The sequence below is a fragment of the Citrobacter sp. A316 genome (genome assembly GCF_002042945.1).
Taxonomy (GTDB): Bacteria; Pseudomonadota; Gammaproteobacteria; order Enterobacterales; family Enterobacteriaceae; genus Citrobacter; species Citrobacter portucalensis.
On sequence record NZ_MVFZ01000023.1, the window covers coordinates 18,269 to 37,132 of the forward strand.

Annotated in this window: 15 protein-coding genes and 1 pseudogene; 5 read left to right on the forward strand and 11 right to left on the reverse strand. The window is 52.1% G+C overall.

The annotated features are described in order from the left end of the window. Positions 1-100 precede the first annotated feature (100 nt). Positions 101-1,279, forward strand: a complete 1,179-nt coding sequence (xylR, locus tag BZK41_RS22680; RefSeq protein ID WP_079939662.1) for a D-xylose utilization transcriptional activator XylR — start codon at positions 101-103, stop codon at positions 1,277-1,279. A 44-nt stretch (positions 1,280-1,323) separates the two neighbouring features. Here xylR and BZK41_RS22685 read toward each other — a convergent pair whose 3' ends face one another. Then, positions 1,324-2,148 (reverse strand): protein bax, encoded by an 825-nt coding sequence (locus tag BZK41_RS22685; RefSeq protein ID WP_016154930.1) that lies wholly within the window; start codon positions 2,146-2,148, stop codon positions 1,324-1,326. A gap of 316 nt (positions 2,149-2,464) precedes the next feature. Here BZK41_RS22685 and malS point away from each other — a divergent pair, with 316 nt between their 5' ends. Together malS and avtA are read left to right on the forward strand one after the other, a co-directional pair. Next, positions 2,465-4,495 (forward strand): alpha-amylase, encoded by a 2,031-nt coding sequence (malS, locus tag BZK41_RS22695; RefSeq protein ID WP_079939663.1) that lies wholly within the window; start codon positions 2,465-2,467, stop codon positions 4,493-4,495. Between the two features lie 176 nt (positions 4,496-4,671). Beyond that, on the forward strand, positions 4,672-5,922 hold the full coding sequence (avtA, locus tag BZK41_RS22700; protein ID WP_079939664.1) for a valine--pyruvate transaminase: 1,251 nt from the start codon (positions 4,672-4,674) through the stop codon (positions 5,920-5,922). 34 nt (positions 5,923-5,956) lie between these two features. Here the strand turns inward: avtA and BZK41_RS22705 are convergent, their stop codons facing one another. Then, positions 5,957-6,430: a 4Fe-4S dicluster domain-containing protein gene (locus BZK41_RS22705; RefSeq protein ID WP_044700411.1), complete on the reverse strand. Its 474-nt coding sequence runs from the start codon at positions 6,428-6,430 to the stop codon at positions 5,957-5,959. 127 nt (positions 6,431-6,557) lie between these two features. On the opposite strand from BZK41_RS22705, the pseudogene BZK41_RS22710 reads away from it, so the two are divergent. Next, positions 6,558-6,953: pseudogene (locus BZK41_RS22710) on the forward strand (glycoside hydrolase family 127 protein); the annotation flags it as partial. 87 nt (positions 6,954-7,040) lie between these two features. On the opposite strand, the gene BZK41_RS22715 reads toward BZK41_RS22710, so the two are convergent. After that, the gene (locus tag BZK41_RS22715; protein ID WP_079939665.1) at positions 7,041-7,781 is read right to left on the reverse strand and encodes a MipA/OmpV family protein; all 741 of its coding nucleotides are present in this window, start codon (positions 7,779-7,781) and stop codon (positions 7,041-7,043) included. A 121-nt stretch (positions 7,782-7,902) separates the two neighbouring features. On the opposite strand from BZK41_RS22715, the gene BZK41_RS22720 reads away from it, so the two are divergent. Beyond that, positions 7,903-8,865: a LysR family transcriptional regulator gene (locus BZK41_RS22720; protein ID WP_079939666.1), complete on the forward strand. Its 963-nt coding sequence runs from the start codon at positions 7,903-7,905 to the stop codon at positions 8,863-8,865. A 135-nt stretch (positions 8,866-9,000) separates the two neighbouring features. Here BZK41_RS22720 and BZK41_RS22730 read toward each other — a convergent pair whose 3' ends face one another. The 8 genes from BZK41_RS22730 to BZK41_RS22765 form a co-directional block, all read right to left on the reverse strand. Continuing rightward, positions 9,001-10,137, reverse strand: a complete 1,137-nt coding sequence (locus BZK41_RS22730) for an HlyD family secretion protein (protein ID WP_079939668.1) — start codon at positions 10,135-10,137, stop codon at positions 9,001-9,003. A 5-nt stretch (positions 10,138-10,142) separates the two neighbouring features. Further along, positions 10,143-10,466, reverse strand: a complete 324-nt coding sequence (locus tag BZK41_RS22735; protein WP_060682941.1) for a DUF3302 domain-containing protein — start codon at positions 10,464-10,466, stop codon at positions 10,143-10,145. Between the two features lie 252 nt (positions 10,467-10,718). Next, positions 10,719-12,257, reverse strand: coding sequence for an aldehyde dehydrogenase AldB (aldB, locus tag BZK41_RS22740; RefSeq protein ID WP_079939669.1), 1,539 nt, complete (start codon positions 12,255-12,257; stop codon positions 10,719-10,721). A 93-nt stretch (positions 12,258-12,350) separates the two neighbouring features. Then, positions 12,351-13,502 carry an L-threonine dehydrogenase gene (gene yiaY / locus BZK41_RS22745; protein ID WP_079939670.1) on the reverse strand — a complete coding sequence of 384 codons (1,152 nt, stop codon included), beginning with the start codon at positions 13,500-13,502 and terminating at the stop codon, positions 12,351-12,353. 188 nt (positions 13,503-13,690) lie between these two features. Then, a complete protein-coding gene (selB, locus tag BZK41_RS22750) occupies positions 13,691-15,535 on the reverse strand; it encodes a selenocysteine-specific translation elongation factor (protein ID WP_079939671.1) in 1,845 nt (614 codons plus the stop codon). Next, positions 15,532-16,923, reverse strand: coding sequence for an L-seryl-tRNA(Sec) selenium transferase (selA, locus tag BZK41_RS22755; protein ID WP_079939672.1), 1,392 nt, complete (start codon positions 16,921-16,923; stop codon positions 15,532-15,534). The genes selB and selA overlap by 4 nt, the downstream gene beginning before the upstream one ends. 98 nt (positions 16,924-17,021) lie before the next feature. Then, a complete protein-coding gene (locus BZK41_RS22760) occupies positions 17,022-17,630 on the reverse strand; it encodes a glutathione S-transferase (RefSeq protein WP_079939673.1) in 609 nt (202 codons plus the stop codon). Between the two features lie 97 nt (positions 17,631-17,727). Continuing rightward, the gene (locus BZK41_RS22765) at positions 17,728-18,864 is read right to left on the reverse strand and encodes an HlyD family secretion protein (RefSeq protein WP_079939674.1); all 1,137 of its coding nucleotides are present in this window, start codon (positions 18,862-18,864) and stop codon (positions 17,728-17,730) included.

The window sequence follows — 18,864 nt, forward strand, 5'->3', positions numbered from 1 at the left end:
ACCGGGCAAATAAGAAATTTGTCACGCTTCATCAAGCAGTCGTACCTGCGATTTTGCTAGTATCGACAGGCCCACGTTAACCTTTCCAGGACAGGTTCTTATGTTTGATAAACGTCACCGCATCACTCTGCTATTTAATGCCAATAAAGCCTACGACCGCCAGGTAGTAGAAGGAGTGGGTGAATATTTACAGGCATCGCAATCCGAGTGGGATATATTCATTGAGGAAGATTTCCGCGCCCGTATCGATAATATTAAAGACTGGTTAGGCGACGGCGTTATTGCTGATTATGACGATGATGATATTGCGCAATTACTTGCCGATGTCGAGGTTCCCATCATCGGCGTTGGAGGCTCCTACCATCTGGAGCAAGATTATCCACCGGTACATTACATCGCCACCGACAACCACGCGTTGGTAGAAAGCGCTTTCCTGCATCTGAAAGAGAAAGGGGTTAACCGCTTTGCGTTTTATGGTCTGCCTTCTTCAAGCGGTAAACGCTGGGCCGCGGAACGTGAATATGCCTTTTGCCAGCTGGTTGCCAAAGAGAAGTACCGCGGCGTTGTCTATCAGGGGCTGGAAACCGCACCGGAGAACTGGCAGCACGCGCAAAATCGTCTGGCGGACTGGCTGCAAACTCTACCGCCGCAAACCGGTATTATCGCCGTCACCGACGCGCGGGCACGGCACGTCCTGCAAGTCTGCGAGCACCTGCATATTCCGGTACCGGAAAAGCTGTGCGTGATAGGGATCGACAACGAGGAATTGACCCGTTATCTGTCGCGGGTGGCGCTGTCATCCGTGGCTCAGGGAGCCAGGCAGATGGGGTATCAGGCTGCTAAGCTCCTGCATCGTTTACTGGCGAATGAAGAACTGCCGCTGCAACGCATTCTGGTTCCTCCGGTGCGTGTCATTGAACGCCGCTCAACCGACTACCGTTCATTAACCGATCCGGCGGTGATTCAGGCGATGCACTTTATCCGCAACCATGCCTGTAAAGGTATTAAGGTTGAACAAGTGCTGGATTCAGTGGGGATTTCACGTTCGAATCTGGAGAAGCGTTTTAAAGAAGAGGTCGGAGAGACTATCCACGCCGTAATTCATGCCGAAAAGCTGGAAAAAGCGCGCAGCCTGTTGATTTCTACCACACTTTCGATCAACGAAATTTCACAGATGTGCGGCTATCCATCACTGCAGTATTTCTATTCGGTCTTTAAGAAAGAGTATGACACGACGCCAAAAGAGTATCGCGATGTGAACAGCGAAGTGTTGCTGTGAGGATTATTGCCGGATGCGGCGAAGCCGCCATCCGGCACACAGAATTACATATGCGCGGCGATTAAACGCTGGTTATCCTGATACATTGCGAACAGATAGTTGTTGTAGCTCTGTCCTTTAGTGGAATAACCCTTCAGCTTATGGATCATCGCGGTAGCGGTGACTTCCTGATCGGCTTTACGCAGCTGCGCACGTGATTTACGGAAAGAAGAGTAAGCCGGATGCGTGTTCAGGTTGATGACGTAAGCATTCACCGACTCTTTCACCGATTCAAACTGTGAGTAGCCTTTCACCTTACCCGGGGCATTGTTACAACGACCTTTGCCACATTTCATGCCAAACAGGTTGTTGTTGCTACGCGCCAGCTTCGAGGTACCCCAGCCACTTTCGGCCGCAGCCATGGTTGCCACCATACTGGTCGGGATAATGTCTACGCGCTCAAGCAGCGTATTCCACGGAATTTTACGCGTGTTGCCAGACCAGTTCACCTTGTAGCGCTTCGCGATGTCTTTCATACGCGTACGCTCAGTTGGTGACCAGCGGTTCTGGTACTGTTTTGAAATCAGCCAGTTACGGTCCGCCGTAATGGCAGCATTTTGACTGGTAATATAAGGCATAACCGTCCGGAGAAACGCTTTTTTCCTTGGTGTTCCGGAAGGGTATTTTCGCAAATCAGGAAGTGAACTACTCTTTGCACTATTGCGAGAATACTCTTGTTTACTGCTAACCTGTTTATTACTTGCCTTGGTTATCTGGGGCTTGTGACTCGTTGTCGCCGTGTGTGTCTTTGCCAGCACCTCACCCGAAAATGCAACGGTGAGTAACATAAGAATCATTGCCCCATATCGTCGAATGGGAGTCAATATCATTAGGTCTCCTGGTCGGATTTATACATTCCAACACCTTATATTTTTCACAAAAATGAGAGATGAATCTCAAATCATATCAAAAATAGCTGTCAAGAGCACCCAAAGGAATAGTCCAATTCTGAAACCATGTCACGCATTAACGGTTCAGGGTGCTATTAATTCGAAGAAAATGTGGAGGTTATCGCAAAATAAGTTCATTTTTTGCGCGCGATCGCTCACCCTCACTTCTCCTCCTGGCAGAATCGACTCAAAGGAGGAGTTTCCGGCCTGATTTCACTGGCAAACTGGCGAAAATCGCAGCATCAAGGACAGCATTATGAAACTTGCCGCCGTTGCGCTGGCGCTCATGCCCGGCATTGCTATCGCCTCATCATGGACTTCTCAGGGACTTCCCACCTTCGAAGCGGAAGGTACGGGGAAATTCGTCAGCCATGCAGCGTTGACGAAGGGTACTCGTCCTTTAATCCTGAATTTTGACCAACAGTGCTGGCAGCCTGCCGATGCGATAAAACTCAACCAGATGCTGTCGCTAAAACCGTGTGAGGGCGCGCCGCCGCAGTGGCGTTTGTTCAAAGACGGCGATTACGCGCTGGAAGTGGATACCCGCTCCGGAACGCCAACGTTGATGCTCTCGGTAAAAAGCGCCGCAGACCCTGTCACGACCCAGATTCGCCAGTGCCCGAAATGGGATGGTTCGCCGTTAACACTGGATGTGAGCCAGACCTTTCCGGAAGGTGCCGTGGTGCGTGATTTCTACAGCCAGCAAACGGCAACGGTAAAAAATGGGTCGATTACCCTACAGCCTGCCGCAGCCAGCAACGGGCTGTTGCTGCTGGAACGGGCGGAAACCGATTCCCTAGCTGCTTTCGACTGGCATAACGCTACGGTGTATTTCGTCCTGACAGACCGCTTTGTGAATGGCGATCCGAGTAACGACCACAGCTACGGTCGGCGCAGCGATGGCATGCAGGAAATTGGCACCTTCCACGGCGGCGATTTACGCGGTCTTGCCAGCAAACTCGACTATCTGCAACAACTGGGCGTTAATGCGTTATGGATCAGCGCGCCGTTTGAGCAAATCCACGGCTGGGTCGGCGGTGGTACGAAAGGCGATTTCCCCCATTATGCTTATCACGGCTATTACACTCAGGACTGGACCACCCTCGATGCGAATATGGGTAATGAAGCTGACCTGCGTGCCCTGGTTGACGGCGCGCACCAGCGCGGTATTCGTATCCTGTTCGATGTTGTCATGAATCATACTGGCTACGCCACGCTGGCGGATATGCAGGAGTATCAGTTTGGGGCTCTGTACTTGTCAGGCGATGAACTGAAAAACACGCTCGGTGAACGCTGGACAGACTGGAAGCCAGCCGCCGGGCAAAGCTGGCACAGCTTTAATGATTACATCAACTTCAGCGATAAAGCAGGCTGGGAAAAATGGTGGGGGAAAAACTGGATCCGCACCGATATTGGCGATTACGACAATCCTGGCTTTGACGACCTGACCATGTCGCTGGCTTTCCTGCCCGATCTGAAAACCGAATCCACCACGCCTTCCGGACTGCCAAACTTTTATCAACACAAACCGGATACACACGCTAAAGCTATTGCCGGTTACACGCCCCGAGATTATCTGACCCTCTGGCTCAGTCAGTGGGTGCGTGATTACGGGATTGACGGGTTTCGGGTCGATACCGCCAAACACGTCGAACTTCCCGCCTGGCAGCAGTTAAAAACACAGGCCAGCGCGGCGCTGGCTGAATGGAAGAAAGCCAACCCGGATAAAGCGCTGGATGATAAACCCTTCTGGATGACCGGCGAGGCTTGGGGTCATGGCGTGATGCAAAGCGACTATTACCGTCACGGCTTCGATGCGATGATCAATTTCGACTATCAGGAGCAGGCGGCAAAGGCCGTCGATTGTCTGGCGAGTATGGATCTCACCTGGCAACAGATGGCGGAAAAATTGCAGGATTTCAACGTTCTGAGCTATCTCTCCTCGCACGATACGCGTCTGTTCCGCGAAGGTGGAGATAAAGCCGCCGAACTATTGCTGCTGGCGCCAGGCGCGGTACAACTCTTTTACGGCGACGAGTCGGCCCGGCCCTTTGGACCAACCGGTTCAGACCCATTGCAGGGTACGCGCTCAGAAATGAACTGGCAGGATGTGAACGGGAAATCTGCTGCCAGCGTCGCTCACTGGCAGCGCATCAGTCAGTTCCGGGCCAGACATCCCGCCATCGGTGCCGGTAAACAGACCACGCTGACATTGAAGCAGGGATACGGATTGATCCGCGAGCATGACGACGATAAGGTGATGGTGGTGTGGGCCGGTCAGCCCTGATCCCAACAGGCTTCTCGCTGTGCATACAGCGGGAAGCCCAACACAAAATAAAAAACCAGCCAGGTAAACATCTGCAGCATAAAACATCAATCCAGCCCCTCCCCCCTGATTTGCACCCTGCCATAGGTAGCGCTATGGTTAGCCACTTTACTACTCAGTTCGACAGATCCCCTGCTATGACATTCTCACTTTTTGGCGACAAATTTACCCGCCATTCAGGCATCACCCGCCTGATGGAGGACCTCAACGACGGTTTACGCACCCCAGGCGCCATCATGCTCGGCGGTGGTAATCCGGCGCAAATTCCAGAGATGCAAAATTACTTCCAGTCTCTGCTGACAGATATGCTGGCAAACGGCAAAGCCACTGATGCGCTTTGCAATTATGACGGGCCGCAAGGGAAAACCGAGCTACTGTCTGAGCTGGCGAAACTGCTACGTGAGAAGCAGGGTTGGGATATCGAGCCACAAAATATTGCACTGACAAATGGCAGTCAGAGCGCGTTTTTCTACTTGTTCAATCTGTTCGCCGGACGCCGCGCTGACGGAACAACGCAAAAAGTGTTATTCCCGTTAGCCCCGGAATACATTGGCTATGCCGATTCCGGACTGGAAGAAGATCTCTTCGTCTCTGCACGTCCGAACATTGAGCTGTTACCGGAAGGCCAGTTTAAGTATCACGTTGATTTTGAACACCTGCACATCGGTGAAGAGACGGGGATGATCTGCGTGTCGCGCCCCACTAACCCGACAGGCAACGTGATCACCGATGAAGAGCTGATGAAGCTGGACCGGCTGGCCAACCAGCATGGGATCCCGCTGGTGATTGATAACGCCTATGGCGTACCGTTCCCTGGCATCATCTTTAGCGAAGCACGCCCGCTGTGGAATCCCAACATTGTGCTGTGCATGAGCCTTTCCAAGCTGGGCCTGCCAGGTTCCCGCTGCGGCATCATTATCGCGAATGAAAAAATCATCACTGCGATTACCAATATGAACGGCATCATCAGTCTGGCACCTGGCGGAATGGGTCCGGCGATGATGTGCGAGATGATTAAACGTAACGATCTGCTGCGCCTGTCCGAAACGGTTATCAAGCCGTTTTACTATCAGCGCGTTCAGGAGACGATTGCGATTATTCGCCGCTACTTGTCAGAAGATCGCTGCCTGATTCATAAACCAGAAGGGGCTATTTTTCTGTGGTTATGGTTCAAAGATTTGCCTATCACTACCGAACTGTTGTATCAGCGTCTGAAAGCACGCGGCGTGCTGATGGTTCCTGGTGACTACTTCTTCCCGGGGCTGGATAAGCCCTGGCCGCATACCCATCAGTGCATGCGGATGAACTACGTGCCAGAGCCGGAGAAAATCGAAGCTGGCGTGAAGATTCTGGCTGAAGAGATCGAACGCGCCTGGCTGGAAGGCTAACGCAAACCCGACCCAAGTGCGGGTCGGGCTCACTTCACAGCGGTTGTGAACGCAGACGCTGGCGCTGAATACTGACGGCATCAATACACTGCAACGCGCTGGTCGGGCAGGCTTCTACACACGCCGGTCCCGTCTCGCGATGCCAGCACAAATCGCATTTTATCGCCTGCACCCGCGACGAACGGGCAACGACATTCATTGCACCAAACGGGCAGGCCAGCATACAGCTTTTGCAGCCAATACAACGTGTCTGTTCAACGAAGATATGCCCATGTTCACGACGAATGGCGTGAGTTGGACAAACATTCGCGCAGGGAGCGTCTTCGCATTGATGACAAGCGACCGCCGTGGTAAAGGCGTCGTCTTTGATTACCCGAATCCGCGGTATAAACGCAGAAGAAGAGACCGACGCACAGTCCTGGTTTTGCTGATGCGCGACGACACAGGCAACTTCACAGGTACGACACCCAATACATTTTGCCGCATCCGCCATAATAAACGCGTTCATTGCCCCCTCCTTCTGCGTGAAAACCACAGATTGCCAGAGAGACGGCCCCTGTCGCTTTGATCGGACAGGGGAAACGGTTAAATAGTGTCAGGTGCCTGAATAACTATACCCTAAATACTTCGAGTTGCAGGAAGGCGATACGCTCAGTTTGACCCTGCCAATGCCGGTGCGTCGGGTATACGGAAATCCATTAGTGCGCCATGTTGCTGGTAAGGTCGCTATTCAACGCGGACCGCTGGTGTATTGCCTGGAGCAGGCCGACAACGGCGAGGAATTGCATAATCTGTGGTTGCCAAAAGAGAGTGAGTTCAGAGTATTCGAGGGTAAGGGATTGTTCAGCCATAAAATGTTAATTCAGGCTGAAGGCGTGAAGCAAAGCGCAGCCGATACTGCACAACAATCGTTGTGGCACTACGATGTTTCCCCAACTTCGCGTCAGGCGCATACATTGACGTTTATTCCGTGGTTTAGCTGGGCAAACCGTGGTGAAGGCGAAATGCGAATCTGGGTAAACGAGCAGTAATAATAAGGCGGATGGCGGCGGTTAGCCCCCATCCGTCAATGTCTCATGAAAAGATCGCCCTCCTCCCTGAGGACAAACGGGTGAGAATCAGAAACGCCAGGTCAGACCGGACATAAAGGTGAAACTGTCATCACGATCAACCATCGGACTATTTTTAATGTCATCCGGCAGTGCGCTATAGTTGGCGCTTGCCAGCAGCATCAGGTTGCTGGTCAACGCGTATTTAGCGGACAGGCCAACATACGGTGTCCAGCTATCGCCTGGGGAATAGCTTGATAAGCCACTACGACGGGACTCATTACCCGATATGCCGTAGTAGTACTCATTGAATTTTTCGTCATAGTAGAGCACGCCAATCGATGGCGTCAGCGCCAGCTTGCCCATCGGCATTGGACGGAACAGTGAAACTTCCCCTACCCAGCCATTACTGTTGTCCAGCACATCCGCAGCGGCGGAGACTTTTACGCTACCCCATCTTTCATGGTGATACCACGCGGCACCCGCCATTGCAGTTGCGTCACGCTTATCCAGCTTTTTCATCGCATGATCGTCATTATCGCCGGGATCAAACTCAAGCGGCATATAAGAGGCAGTAATACTAAATTCATTACTTTCACTCTTAGACAAAATATAACCTAGCGTTGTTTGCCTAAAATAAAATGATTCACTTTCGTAACTGACAAGCGGTACTGCGTGAACATTATCATTATACCCGCGATAAGGTGATTCATTATATACAGCACCAGCGCCAATAGAAAACTCTGCGGCAGTTGCACTCGCCATAAAAGAAAAGGCGAGCAGCGCCACAATATTGTGTTTAATTAACATGCCAACATTCCATTTTAAAATAAGCTACAAAGCGGGTGCATAATAATGCTTACAATTTCATCGGTGCAAGGTTCATATTTATATAGTAATATATAAAAAATTATATATATTGGGCTTGGCGATGAATAAATTACAACTTAAACACCGGGAACTGAAGATTATTTCGGTAATCGCTGCCAGTGAAAATATCAGTCATGCCGCTACTGTTCTCGGTATCGCACAGGCCAACGTCAGTAAATATCTTGCTGATTTTGAATCAAAAGTTGGATTAAAGGTGTTTGACCGCACCACCCGGCATCTGACCCTCACGCCGTTTGGTACGGCACTGCTTCCTTACATCAATGATATGTTGGAAAGAAACGATCAGCTAAATAGTTTCATTGCTGATTATAAGCATGAAAAACGTGGCCGGGTAACGGTATATGCGCCAACGGGGATTATTGCTTACTTATCGCAACATGTTATTGCAAAAATTCAGAATATCGGCGGTATTAGCCTCTCACTTAAAACATGTAACCTTGAACGGAAGGCATTTTATGAAGGTGTCGACTTTCCTGATGATTGTGATGTTTTAATCACCTATGCACACCCTAAAGATGAATCACTGGTCGCCAGTTTCATTACCAAATATGCAGTGACGGCTTTTGCCAGCCCTGAATATATCAAAGAAAATCCTATTAGTAGTCCGAATGAACTGGAAGAACATTCCTGCATTCTGATTGATTCCATGATGATAGATGATGCCAATATCTGGCGCTTCACCTCCGCTGGCGGCAAGGAAATGCACGATTATCGGGTGACCGGAAATTATGTCTGCGACAATACACAGTCTGCACTGGCGCTGGCACGTAACCATCTGGGCATTGTTTTTGCGCCGAATGCGAGTGTACAAAAAGACGTTCAATCAGGATTGCTGGTCCCATGTTTCTCAGAACAACATGAATGGTGGCTGGATTTGGTGGCGATTTTCCGCAAGCGCGAATATCAGCCATGGCGGGTACAGTTTATTCTTGATGAGATGTTGGCAGAGATCCGCCAGCAGCTTACTCAGTCGCTGGAGCAGCAGACTGAGCAAGCAAAATGAGGATACCAGACTCAACAGGCGTTATTGGCGCAGGTAGTTTGAACACGGACAGCGCGCAGAAACCGGAGCGTACACGCAGTACGTGAGGATTTCGAGCACTGCCGGGTTCAAAATGGCAAGCAAAATAGCCTGCGTCTAATGGTCGAGATACAGGTAATGCACCCAGCTGGTCATCCTCAGTAAGACCTTGCGCATGACCGACACATGTTCGAAGTGGTCAGAGTAAACAGCGACCTGGGCGTAAATCCCATCAGGTAACGCGTTCACATCCGCATTGTCGTTCAGCTCAATCGTGGCGATCACCCCTTCCGAACCGGGCGTAGAGTTTAAGGATTGCAGCGCCCCGTTCGACTGATAAGTACCACCCGGTACGGCCGGGCTGATAGCAGCCAGTTTGCCGCTAAATACCTTACCCGGCAGGGCGTTAAACACCACTTCCGCTTCATCGCCAGGCTCCAGTCGCAACAGCGAGTTTTGACGGAACTGGGCGATAATTTGTCGTTTTTGATCCGGAATAAACACCATCACCGGACGCATCGGCAGCGCGGCGGCATAGGTTCCTGGGCGCATCAGCACCTGAGTGACGTAACCATCGCTGGGTGCGCGAACCACGGTCTGGTCCAGGTTGAACTCCGCTTCCGCTAGCTGCGCTTTCAGGCTGGCAATTTGCGAATTCTCACCCTGCACCAGGCTGTCTAACTGACTCTGGATTTGCTGTTGTTCTGCAAAGGAGGATTTCACCGCGGCTTCCTGCGCCAGGTAGTTTTGGCGCGCCGCGTCGATATCACGTTCAGAAAAAGGATTCACCTTAGCCTGGCTCCCCTGCGCATAGCGCTGGTAATCTTTTGCCAGTTTGTCACGCGTGGCCTTTGCCCGCTGCGTGTTAGCTTTCATTTCGTCTAACTGCGCAACCAGAGCCTGCTCTTTATGCTGTGCGGTGACTATATCAGCCTTCAGGCGATCGACCCGCGCCTGATAACGCCCTGGATTAAGCTTAAACAGAACCTCGCCTTTTTTAATTAACGTATTCTTCTTATCCGTCACTTCTGTCACTACACCCGTTACCTGCGGCACCACGGGAATAGAAATTACCGCCTTTTGTGCCTTAAATGTATACGGATGGTTATAATTCATCAGTAATATAAGCCCGCAAACAATGAATATACCGCCTAATGCCGCGGTAGGAACTGTCCATTTATTTACAGGAATTTTAAAAATTTTAAATATTGACCATGCACATGCCACATAGGTCAGAACAATCAGTAAATCCATCGATATTACTCCGCCGGAGAGGTCTTGGCCTCACCCTGTTTCTTTTCCAGATCCGCAACCCTTGCCTGAAGCTGGATCAGGGAAGAATCCGCGCTCTGCATACCCCATCCGCGTTCCGGACGATAAAGCGTTGCCCAGATCCATAAAAAGGGCCATATAACATGTAAGGTAAACAAACTAACCCAACCCGCAACATGTATTGCGTCAGCATGAGGATGGTTACGCTTTTTTGCAATTAGATAGGGAATATCATGCAGAATAATAATCCCGTAAAAAATGACCAGGAATACAAAAATAAGCACTCCTAATGCAAAATAATTAAGGAACATATTTGCCTCAGGGATTTAAATTAAGGAATTCGGATGCAATTGGATATAAATAATAGAGTTGATAATAATAGTGGAATGACCAGATTGGATGCAATTGTCTTATTTATATAACGATATATGGGTTTCTATATATACCCGCCGTCTTTCGAGCTGCTTCTTTGTTGGCTGCGTTCGTTCACCCCAGTCACTTACCTGAGGACATAACTTGATGCCCGGTACGCTAAACGCGACCGGGCAGTAAGTGACGGGATATTAAAACAGCCCCAGTGGTTTATCAGAGTAGCTCACCAACAGGCATTTGGTTTGCTGATAATGATCAAGCATCATCTTATGCGTCTCGCGCCCGATGCCCGACTGCTTGTAACCGCCGAACGCCGCATGCGCCGGGTAAGCATGGTAACAGTTGGTCCATACACGCCCCGCCTGAATACCGCGGCCCATCTTGTACGCCAGATTTCCGTTACGACTCCAGACGCCAGCACCGAGACCGTATTGGGTGTCATTGGCGATTTCCAGCGCTTCTTCCATGGTTTTGAAGGTCGTGACGGCCAGCACTGGCCCGAAGATCTCCTCCTGGAAAACCCGCATGTTGTTCTTACCAAACAGAATGGTCGGTTCGAGGTAGTACCCCTCTTTTAATTCGCCATCCAGCTGCTTGCGCCGCCCGCCGGTGAGAACATCTGCCCCTTCTTTTTTACCAATGTCGATGTAATTCAGAATGGTTTCCAGTTGACCATGCGACACCTGCGCGCCCATTTGCGTCACGCTGTCTAACGGGTTGCCGCTACGGATACTTTCCACCCGACGTATGGCTCTTTCCATAAAACGTTCGTAAATGGATTCTTGTACCAGCGCACGACTTGGACAGGTACACACTTCGCCCTGGTTGAAGGCAAACAACGCAAAGCCTTCCAGCGCTTTGTCGAAGAACGCATCTTCTTCATCCATCACGTCTGCAAAGAAGATATTGGGAGATTTCCCACCCAGCTCCAGCGTGACAGGGATAATATTCTGCGTGGCGTACTGCATGATCTGCTGCCCGACTTCCGTTGAGCCGGTAAACGCCACTTTCGCAATGCGTTTGGATGTCGCCAGATACTCGCCGATTTCTCCACCCGCGCCGTTTACCACGTTCACTACGCCTGGTGGGAGAAGATCGCCGATGACTTCCATCAACAACAGCACGGACAGCGGTGTCAGGCGCGCGGGTTTCAGCACCACGCAGTTCCCCGCCGCGAGGGCGGGTGCCATCTTCCAGCTAGCCATCAGCAGCGGGAAGTTCCATGGGATAATTTGCCCTACCACGCCAAGAGGTTCATGGAAGTGATACGCCACGGTATCGCTATCAACTTCGCTTATTCCCCCTTCCTGTGCACGAATACAGGACGCGAAATAGCGGAAATGGTCAATCGCCAGCGGCACATCTGCCGCGCTGGTTTCGCGGATGGGTTTACCGTTATCCCAGGTTTCAGCCGTCGCCAGCAGCTCCAGATTTTGCTCCATACGATCGGCAATTTTGAACAGAATCGCCGCTCTGTCCTGCACAGATGTCTGCGCCCACTTGTCTTTTACTTTGTGCGCGGCATCCAGTGCCAGATCGATATCCTTTTTGCCGGAAGAGGCCACTTCGCACAGTAATTGCCCGGTTACCGGCGTCAGGTTTTGGTAATACTCACCGTCCACCGGGGCGACCCAGTCACCACCGATAAAGTTATCGTATCGGGCTTTTAACTTCAGGGGATAACCATACTCGCCGGGGTAAATACGCGTTGAAGGGGGGTTATTGGTCATGACCGTCTCCTTGCTGTAGGGGTACTACAAAGGGTAGACGGGACTGGCGAATTATTCGCCAGCCTTTTACTGCTTTACGACAGGTATCACGAATTACATGGCAGCACGATAAATCGCCATGATTTCTTCATGTGTCGCCTGAATCGGGTTAGTGAAACCACAGGCATCTTTCAGGGCATTAGTCGCCAGAACGGCAAAATCTTCTTCCTTCACGTTCAGCTCACGCAGACCGGCCGGAATATTCACTTTCTGCGCCAGTTCGCGGATCGCCGCGATGCAGGCTTCTGCCCCTTGCTCTTCGCTCAGACCAGCAACGTTCACACCCATTGCCGAGGCGCAATCGCGCAGGCGGGCGGCAGCCACTTTACTATTAAATACCTGTACATGCGGCAGCAGTACGGCATTACATACTCCGTGTGGCAGATCGTAGAAGCCACCCAGCTGGTGCGCCATCGCATGCACGTAGCCAAGAGAGGCATTGTTAAAGGCCATACCTGCGAGGAACTGCGCATAGGCCATGGCTTCGCGCGCCTGAGCATTGCTGCCCTCTTCCACGGCGACCGGCAGGTTTTCCGCAATCATGGTGACGGCTTTAAGCGCACACGCATCGGTAATAGGGGTCGCAGCAATAGAAACATAGGCTTCAATAGCGTGAGTCAGCGCATCCATACCGGTAGCCGCCGTCAGAGACTTCGGCATACCGACCATCAGCGAGGAGTCATTGACGGACAGCAGCGGTGTAACATGCTTATCCACAATCGCCATTTTAATGTGGCGTACTTCATCGGTGATGATGCAGAAGCGGGTCATTTCAGATGCCGTACCCGCCGTGGTGTTAATGGCGATCATCGGCAGCTGCGGTTTTGCAGAGCGGTCAACGCCTTCGTAATCACTAATATCGCCGCCATTAGCCGCCACCAGCGCAATCCCCTTCGCACAATCGTGTGGGGAACCGCCGCCGAGAGAAATAACGCTATCACAGTCATTTTCTTTCAGCATTTTCAGACCAGCAGCAACGTTACTGGTCGTGGGGTTAGGATGCGTACCATCGTAAATTACGCTGAAAATATCACGTTCCTGCAGCGCTTTTTGAATATCGCCAGCCATACCTAATTTCGTCAGCGTGGCATCCGTAACAATCAGCGTACGGCGAAAACCATATTCCGCCATTGTATTCATTGCGTCTTTTAATGAGTCAGCGCCGATTACATTCACGGAAGGAATAAAAAATGTTGAAGCAGCCATTGTACGATCCTTAATTACTCTAAAGAGTCAGGAAGCATACGAGTGAAATTTCCGACAAAATATGATCGTGGTTGTTATTTTAATAACATCAGAAATTAAAAAGCACATTAGGTTCATAATCTAATGTGCTTATTTCAATCAACATCTATTTTGTATTAATTCATTTAATCCATGAATTAATTGTTTCATTATTTTTCAGGGAACAGCAATGCATCGCGTAATAAATGATCATTTCCCCGACGACGCGTAAAACCAATGCGGTCAAAATATTCCAGAATCTGGATAGCCAATTTGCGCCCGACGTTAAGCCTGTCACGAAAATCTGCAGCACAGGTCGATCCCCTTTCCTGATCCAGTTCGCGGATCATATTGGCAAAGGCCACAATCCGATCGTTACGGTAATAACGATCTTTCACGATCGCGGTGATGATGCCCTGCTGCGCCGCTTGTCGCAATGCCACACGCATCATCTGCTCATCCGTTCCCGTCTGTTTTGCCAAATCGCGTACCCACCACGGCTCATCACCAAAAAGCGGCTCTACTTTTTGCCAGATTGCCAGCTGCTCATCGCTGAAACCCGCCTTATGATCCGGCAAATGCAGCCAACCATGATGGCTATGGATAGCGCCACTCTCGCGCATCTTTTCAATCAGCAGCAATACCAGCGCTTCGTCTTCCATCGGCAAAGCCATACGACGCAGGCGCTCGCGCCCAGGCCCTGGCTCATCACGGTGCTGTTCGTGGTAGGTCGCCAGCGTATCGAGAACTTTCCGCTGCCAGCGCGCGGCAACGGGGGCATTCAACAGGCTGTACCCCGCCTGAATAAATCCATGTTGCTCAATCAACGGACGCATCCCGTTGCCGTTGAGCTGACGTGCCCAGGCAAAGTCAGGAATATTCACCGCCCCACGCGTCAGGTGCAGCGCCAGAGCGTCGCCGTCAGTCTGCGCGTTTTCCAGCGCCGACAGCCACTGCAAATACTCCGGCTTACGTTTTCCGCGACGCGGCGGATTGAGCGTGACCACGCGCGCGCCAGCCAGCGTCGTACGGGCAGATATATCGCGCAGCACCAGACGATCGTTATCGGCGAGCCAGAGTGGTGTATCAAACACCAGTTCAGCCAGCGTCCCTTCAAGCAGCGAGATGCGCCCGGTGACATGACTGGCCGCGTGGTGAATATGCAGCGGTTGCCACTGCATCAGCGGCGCGGCATGTTCTAAAGAGACAATCACGCGGGTAAAAGCCTCTGGCGGTGCATCGGAAAGCAGCCAGTCGCCGCGGTTTAGTTCTTCTTTTTGTGCATCACCGGCAATATTCAGCGCAATACGTTGTCCCGCTTGCGCACGATCGGTGGCCTGATTTTGTGCATGCAGGCTACGTACGCGCATCGGTTTGTTGACGCCCGTGAGCCACAGCGTGTCACCAACATTCACTTCACCACTGAGCGCCGTCCCGGTCACCACCAGCCCTGCGCCTTTGACCGTAAAGGCACGGTCAATCGCCAGGCGGAAGCTGCGATCGCAAGCATGCTCGCGCGACGTTAATTGCAACAAATGGTCACGCAGTTCCTCGATGCCACGACCTTCACTGGCCGCGGTGACGAACAGGACTGCATCAGCGAAACCATAGTTCTCAAGCGTAGTGTGCACCTCGGCACGTACCGCGTTGATGCGCTCCTCATCCACACGGTCGGCTTTCGTGAGCGCCACGGTGATCCGCGGATTGCCCGTCAGCTGCAGAATTTGCAAATGCTCACGGGTTTGCGCCATTACGCCATCATCACACGCCACCACCAGCAACGCGTGATCGATGCCGCCGACCCCCGCCAGCATGTTGGACAGAAACTTTTCGTGTCCGGGAACATCGATAAACCCCAGCACCCGTCCATCCGGCTGCGGCCAGTAGGCATAGCCGAGATCGATGGTCATGCCGCGCTTTTTTTCTTCCGGCAGACGGTCGGCATTCACACCGGTAATCGCCTGTAATAACGTTGTTTTTCCGTGGTCAACGTGTCCGGCGGTTGCAATAATCATTTCAGCATCATCTCCATAAACCGGGTCTCGTCTTCAAGGCAGCGCAGATCCAGCCATAAGCGGCCGTCATAAATTCGCCCAATCACCGGCACGGGCAGCGTACGCCAACGGGCTGCCAACGCTTCGAGGCGGCTCCCGCGCCCGTCATGTGGGGTAAAGGTTAGCGCCGCGCTGGGCAGCCTATCAACAGGTAGTGAGCCGCTGCCAATCTGCGACAGGCAAGGCATCACATTCAGGGCGAACTCATCACCGTAATGCTCTACAAGCTGTGCCTGTAATTGCTGTGCCTGCGCGAGGATCGCCTCTTGTGAGCGAGTGAGCTGGCGCAACGTCGGCAACTTCTCCGCCAGTGCTTCCGGGTGCAGATAGAGCCGTAGCGTCGCTTCCAGCGCAGCCAGTGTCATTTTATCTGCCCGTAATGCGCGTTTCAGCGGATGGCTCTGCAAACGAGCGATCATCTCTTTTTTACCGACAATTATCCCGGCCTGCGGCCCACCCAGTAGTTTATCGCCGGAGAAACTCACCAGACTGACGCCAGCAGCAATCAGCTGCTGCGGCATCGGCTCCTGCGGCAAACCATACTGGCTGAGATCAACCAGCGAACCGCTGCCCAGATCCGCCACCACCGGAACATCCAGCTCCTGGCCAATTACGGCCAGCTCCGCCTCATCTACCGACTTTGTGAAGCCTTCAATGCTGTAATTACTGGTATGCACTTTCATCAGCAGACCGGTGTTTTCATTCACCGCCTGGCGGTAATCTTTCGCATGGGTCCGGTTGGTGGTCCCCACTTCGCGTAGAATGCATCCGGCCTGACACATGACGTCCGGAATACGAAACGCGCCGCCAATTTCCACCAGCTCGCCGCGAGACACAACCACCTCTTTGCCGTTCGCCGTGGCGGCCAGCATCAGCAGAACAGCTGCCGCATTGTTATTAACGATACAGGCGTCTTCCGCCCCCGTCAGACGGCAGAGTAAATCCGCCAGGGCCCGATCCCGATGTCCCCGACCGGCATCATCCAGACTGTATTCCAGCGTCACCGGCGTGCGCATCGCCTGCACCACCGCCTCAATCGCTTCTTCGGCCTGCGACGCGCGACCAAGGTTGGTGTGCAGCACCGTTCCGGTCAGGTTAATCACCGGGCGCAGCGCACTTTGCGATTCTCGTTCCAGCCGGGCGCAGGCTTCTTGCGCCCAGTCCTCACACCATGCCGGAAGCGCGTGCGTGTCGCGAATAGCTTCTCTGGCTTCGTCGAGCATATGACGCAGCAGGTCAACCACCCGGGTATGACCGTGAGACTCACGTAAGGCTGGGAAGGCGCTATCGCGCAATAAACGATCGATAGCAGGAAGCTGGCTGTAGAGTGAACGCATGTCGGTTGTCATGAAAGGGCCTGGCTGTTGGTGGCCCTCTCCACCGTGGAGAGGGATATCGATATAGGAAGGATTGTACCGTGACTTTGTTCAGGCGGACATAATACGTATCAAGCCTTTGGCGGTTCTGTACGGGCAAAACTTTCGCGTTGAAAGAGTGTTTCCACCAGTTTGACCAGACACGGACGGTCCACACACCAGCCAGGCGCGACCCGACGGAAATTGAGATAGCCGACGGCACAGGCAATCGCAATGGTTGCCAGGTTAACCGTATCCGTTTTCAGCGTACCGTCCGCCAGATAGCCTTCCAGCACATCCAGACTACGGGTGATCTTCTCACGCTGACGTAACAATTCAGTTTCTGACTGCTGCGCGGCAGGGCGAGCCTGTTCGCGTACCGAGACTAAACCGGCATCCATAATACCGTCTGCCAACGCTTCCAACTGGCGTACCTTCAGCGCCGCCAGCGGATCATGCGGCAGCATGGCTGGTGCAATATCCAGCAACTCGATATATTCCGCGATGATCGGAGAGTCAAACCAGTACTCGCCCTCATCGGTGACCAACGCGGGCACTTTGCCTAACGGGTTATAGCGCGCCACACCGCTATCCGCGTTGTAGGGGAGTTCATTCACAAATTCGAAGGTGATGCCCTTTTCCAGTAACAGAATCGAAATTTTACGCACAAAAGGGCTGGTATAGCTGCCAATGAGTTTCATGCCGGGTCCTTTTTGCCAACTAAAAAGCGGTGCCCAACGATTGTGGGGCACCGCTTAGTATGGCTCAGGTCACTGAAAATGGCAGGTGATGACGGTCTCAATGATCCAAATAAAGGTAATGCATCCAACTTGTCATGCGCAGCAGAACTTTACGCATTACCGACACGTGAGCGAAATGGTCGGAATAGACTGCGACCTGGGCATAGATACCGTCCGGCAGCGCATCCACATCGGCATTCGGATCCAGCTCAATTGTGGCCAGCACGCCATCGGTACCCGGCACCACCGTTAAGGACTGTAATGCCCCCTGCGCCTGATAAGAACCGCCCGGCACAACCGGAAGAATGGAGGTCAACTTACCGGAGAAAACCTGACCAGGCAGCGCATTAAACACCACTTCCGCTTCATCGCCGGGTTTAAGGCGTAGCAGCGAGTTCTGACGGAATTGCGCCACGATTTGCCGTTTTTGTTCAGGAATAAACACCATGACCGGGCGCAAAGGTAATGCTGCTGCATAGGTCCCTGGGCGAATTAAAATCTGCGTTGCATAACCGTTGCTGGGCGCACGAACCACCGTCTGTTCAAGGTTGTATTTGGCTTCGGCAAGCTGTGCACGCAGGGATGCAACCTGAGATTGTTCACCATTGACCATACTGTCTAATTGGCTCTGAATCTGCGTCTGTTCTGCAACCGAGCCTTTGACCAACGCATCCTGTGCCAGATAGTTTTGCCGGGCGTTGTCGATATCGCTTTCAGAGAACGGGTTAACCTTCGCCTGACTGCCCTTCAAATAGCGTTGATAGTCCTTATACAGGCGGTCACGTTCCGCAGATACGCGAGTGGTATTAGCGACCGCTTCCGACAGTTGAGCCTTCAGATTGTCGATATTATGCGTCGCGGTTACCAGGTCGGCCTGCAGTCTGTCGACACGTGTCTGATAACGTACCGGATCGAGCTTAAACAGCACATCGCCTTTTTTAATGAGCTGATTATTCTTATCTGTTACCTCACTAACAATTCCGGTGACTTGCGGAGTGACCGGAATTGAAATAACCGCTTTTTGCGCCGTAAAAGTATACGGGTGGTTATAGTTCATTAATAAGATAAGCCCCGCCACAATAAACACACCACCTAGTGCGGCGGTAGCTAGCGTCCATTGGTTTACCGGAATACGGAATATTTTAAAGATGGCCCAGGCAAAGGCGACATAGGTCAGGACAATCAACAAATCCAT

Excerpts from the sequence above, each read along its gene's own strand:
- xylR (WP_079939662.1), top strand. The coding sequence starts at position 101 with ATGTTTGATAAACGTCACCGCATCACTCTGCTATTTAATGCCAATAAA.
- BZK41_RS22685 (WP_016154930.1), bottom strand. The coding sequence starts at position 2,148 with ATGATATTGACTCCCATTCGACGATATGGGGCAATGATTCTTATGTTA.
- malS (WP_079939663.1), top strand. The coding sequence starts at position 2,465 with ATGAAACTTGCCGCCGTTGCGCTGGCGCTCATGCCCGGCATTGCTATC.
- avtA (WP_079939664.1), top strand. The coding sequence starts at position 4,672 with ATGACATTCTCACTTTTTGGCGACAAATTTACCCGCCATTCAGGCATC.
- BZK41_RS22705 (WP_044700411.1), bottom strand. The coding sequence starts at position 6,430 with ATGAACGCGTTTATTATGGCGGATGCGGCAAAATGTATTGGGTGTCGT.
- BZK41_RS22715 (WP_079939665.1), bottom strand. The coding sequence starts at position 7,781 with ATGTTAATTAAACACAATATTGTGGCGCTGCTCGCCTTTTCTTTTATG.
- BZK41_RS22720 (WP_079939666.1), top strand. The coding sequence starts at position 7,903 with ATGAATAAATTACAACTTAAACACCGGGAACTGAAGATTATTTCGGTA.
- BZK41_RS22730 (WP_079939668.1), bottom strand. The coding sequence starts at position 10,137 with ATGGATTTACTGATTGTTCTGACCTATGTGGCATGTGCATGGTCAATA.
- BZK41_RS22735 (WP_060682941.1), bottom strand. The coding sequence starts at position 10,466 with ATGTTCCTTAATTATTTTGCATTAGGAGTGCTTATTTTTGTATTCCTG.
- aldB (WP_079939669.1), bottom strand. The coding sequence starts at position 12,257 with ATGACCAATAACCCCCCTTCAACGCGTATTTACCCCGGCGAGTATGGT.
- yiaY (WP_079939670.1), bottom strand. The coding sequence starts at position 13,502 with ATGGCTGCTTCAACATTTTTTATTCCTTCCGTGAATGTAATCGGCGCT.
- selB (WP_079939671.1), bottom strand. The coding sequence starts at position 15,535 with ATGATTATTGCAACCGCCGGACACGTTGACCACGGAAAAACAACGTTA.
- selA (WP_079939672.1), bottom strand. The coding sequence starts at position 16,923 with ATGACAACCGACATGCGTTCACTCTACAGCCAGCTTCCTGCTATCGAT.
- BZK41_RS22760 (WP_079939673.1), bottom strand. The coding sequence starts at position 17,630 with ATGAAACTCATTGGCAGCTATACCAGCCCTTTTGTGCGTAAAATTTCG.
- BZK41_RS22765 (WP_079939674.1), bottom strand. The coding sequence starts at position 18,864 with ATGGATTTGTTGATTGTCCTGACCTATGTCGCCTTTGCCTGGGCCATC.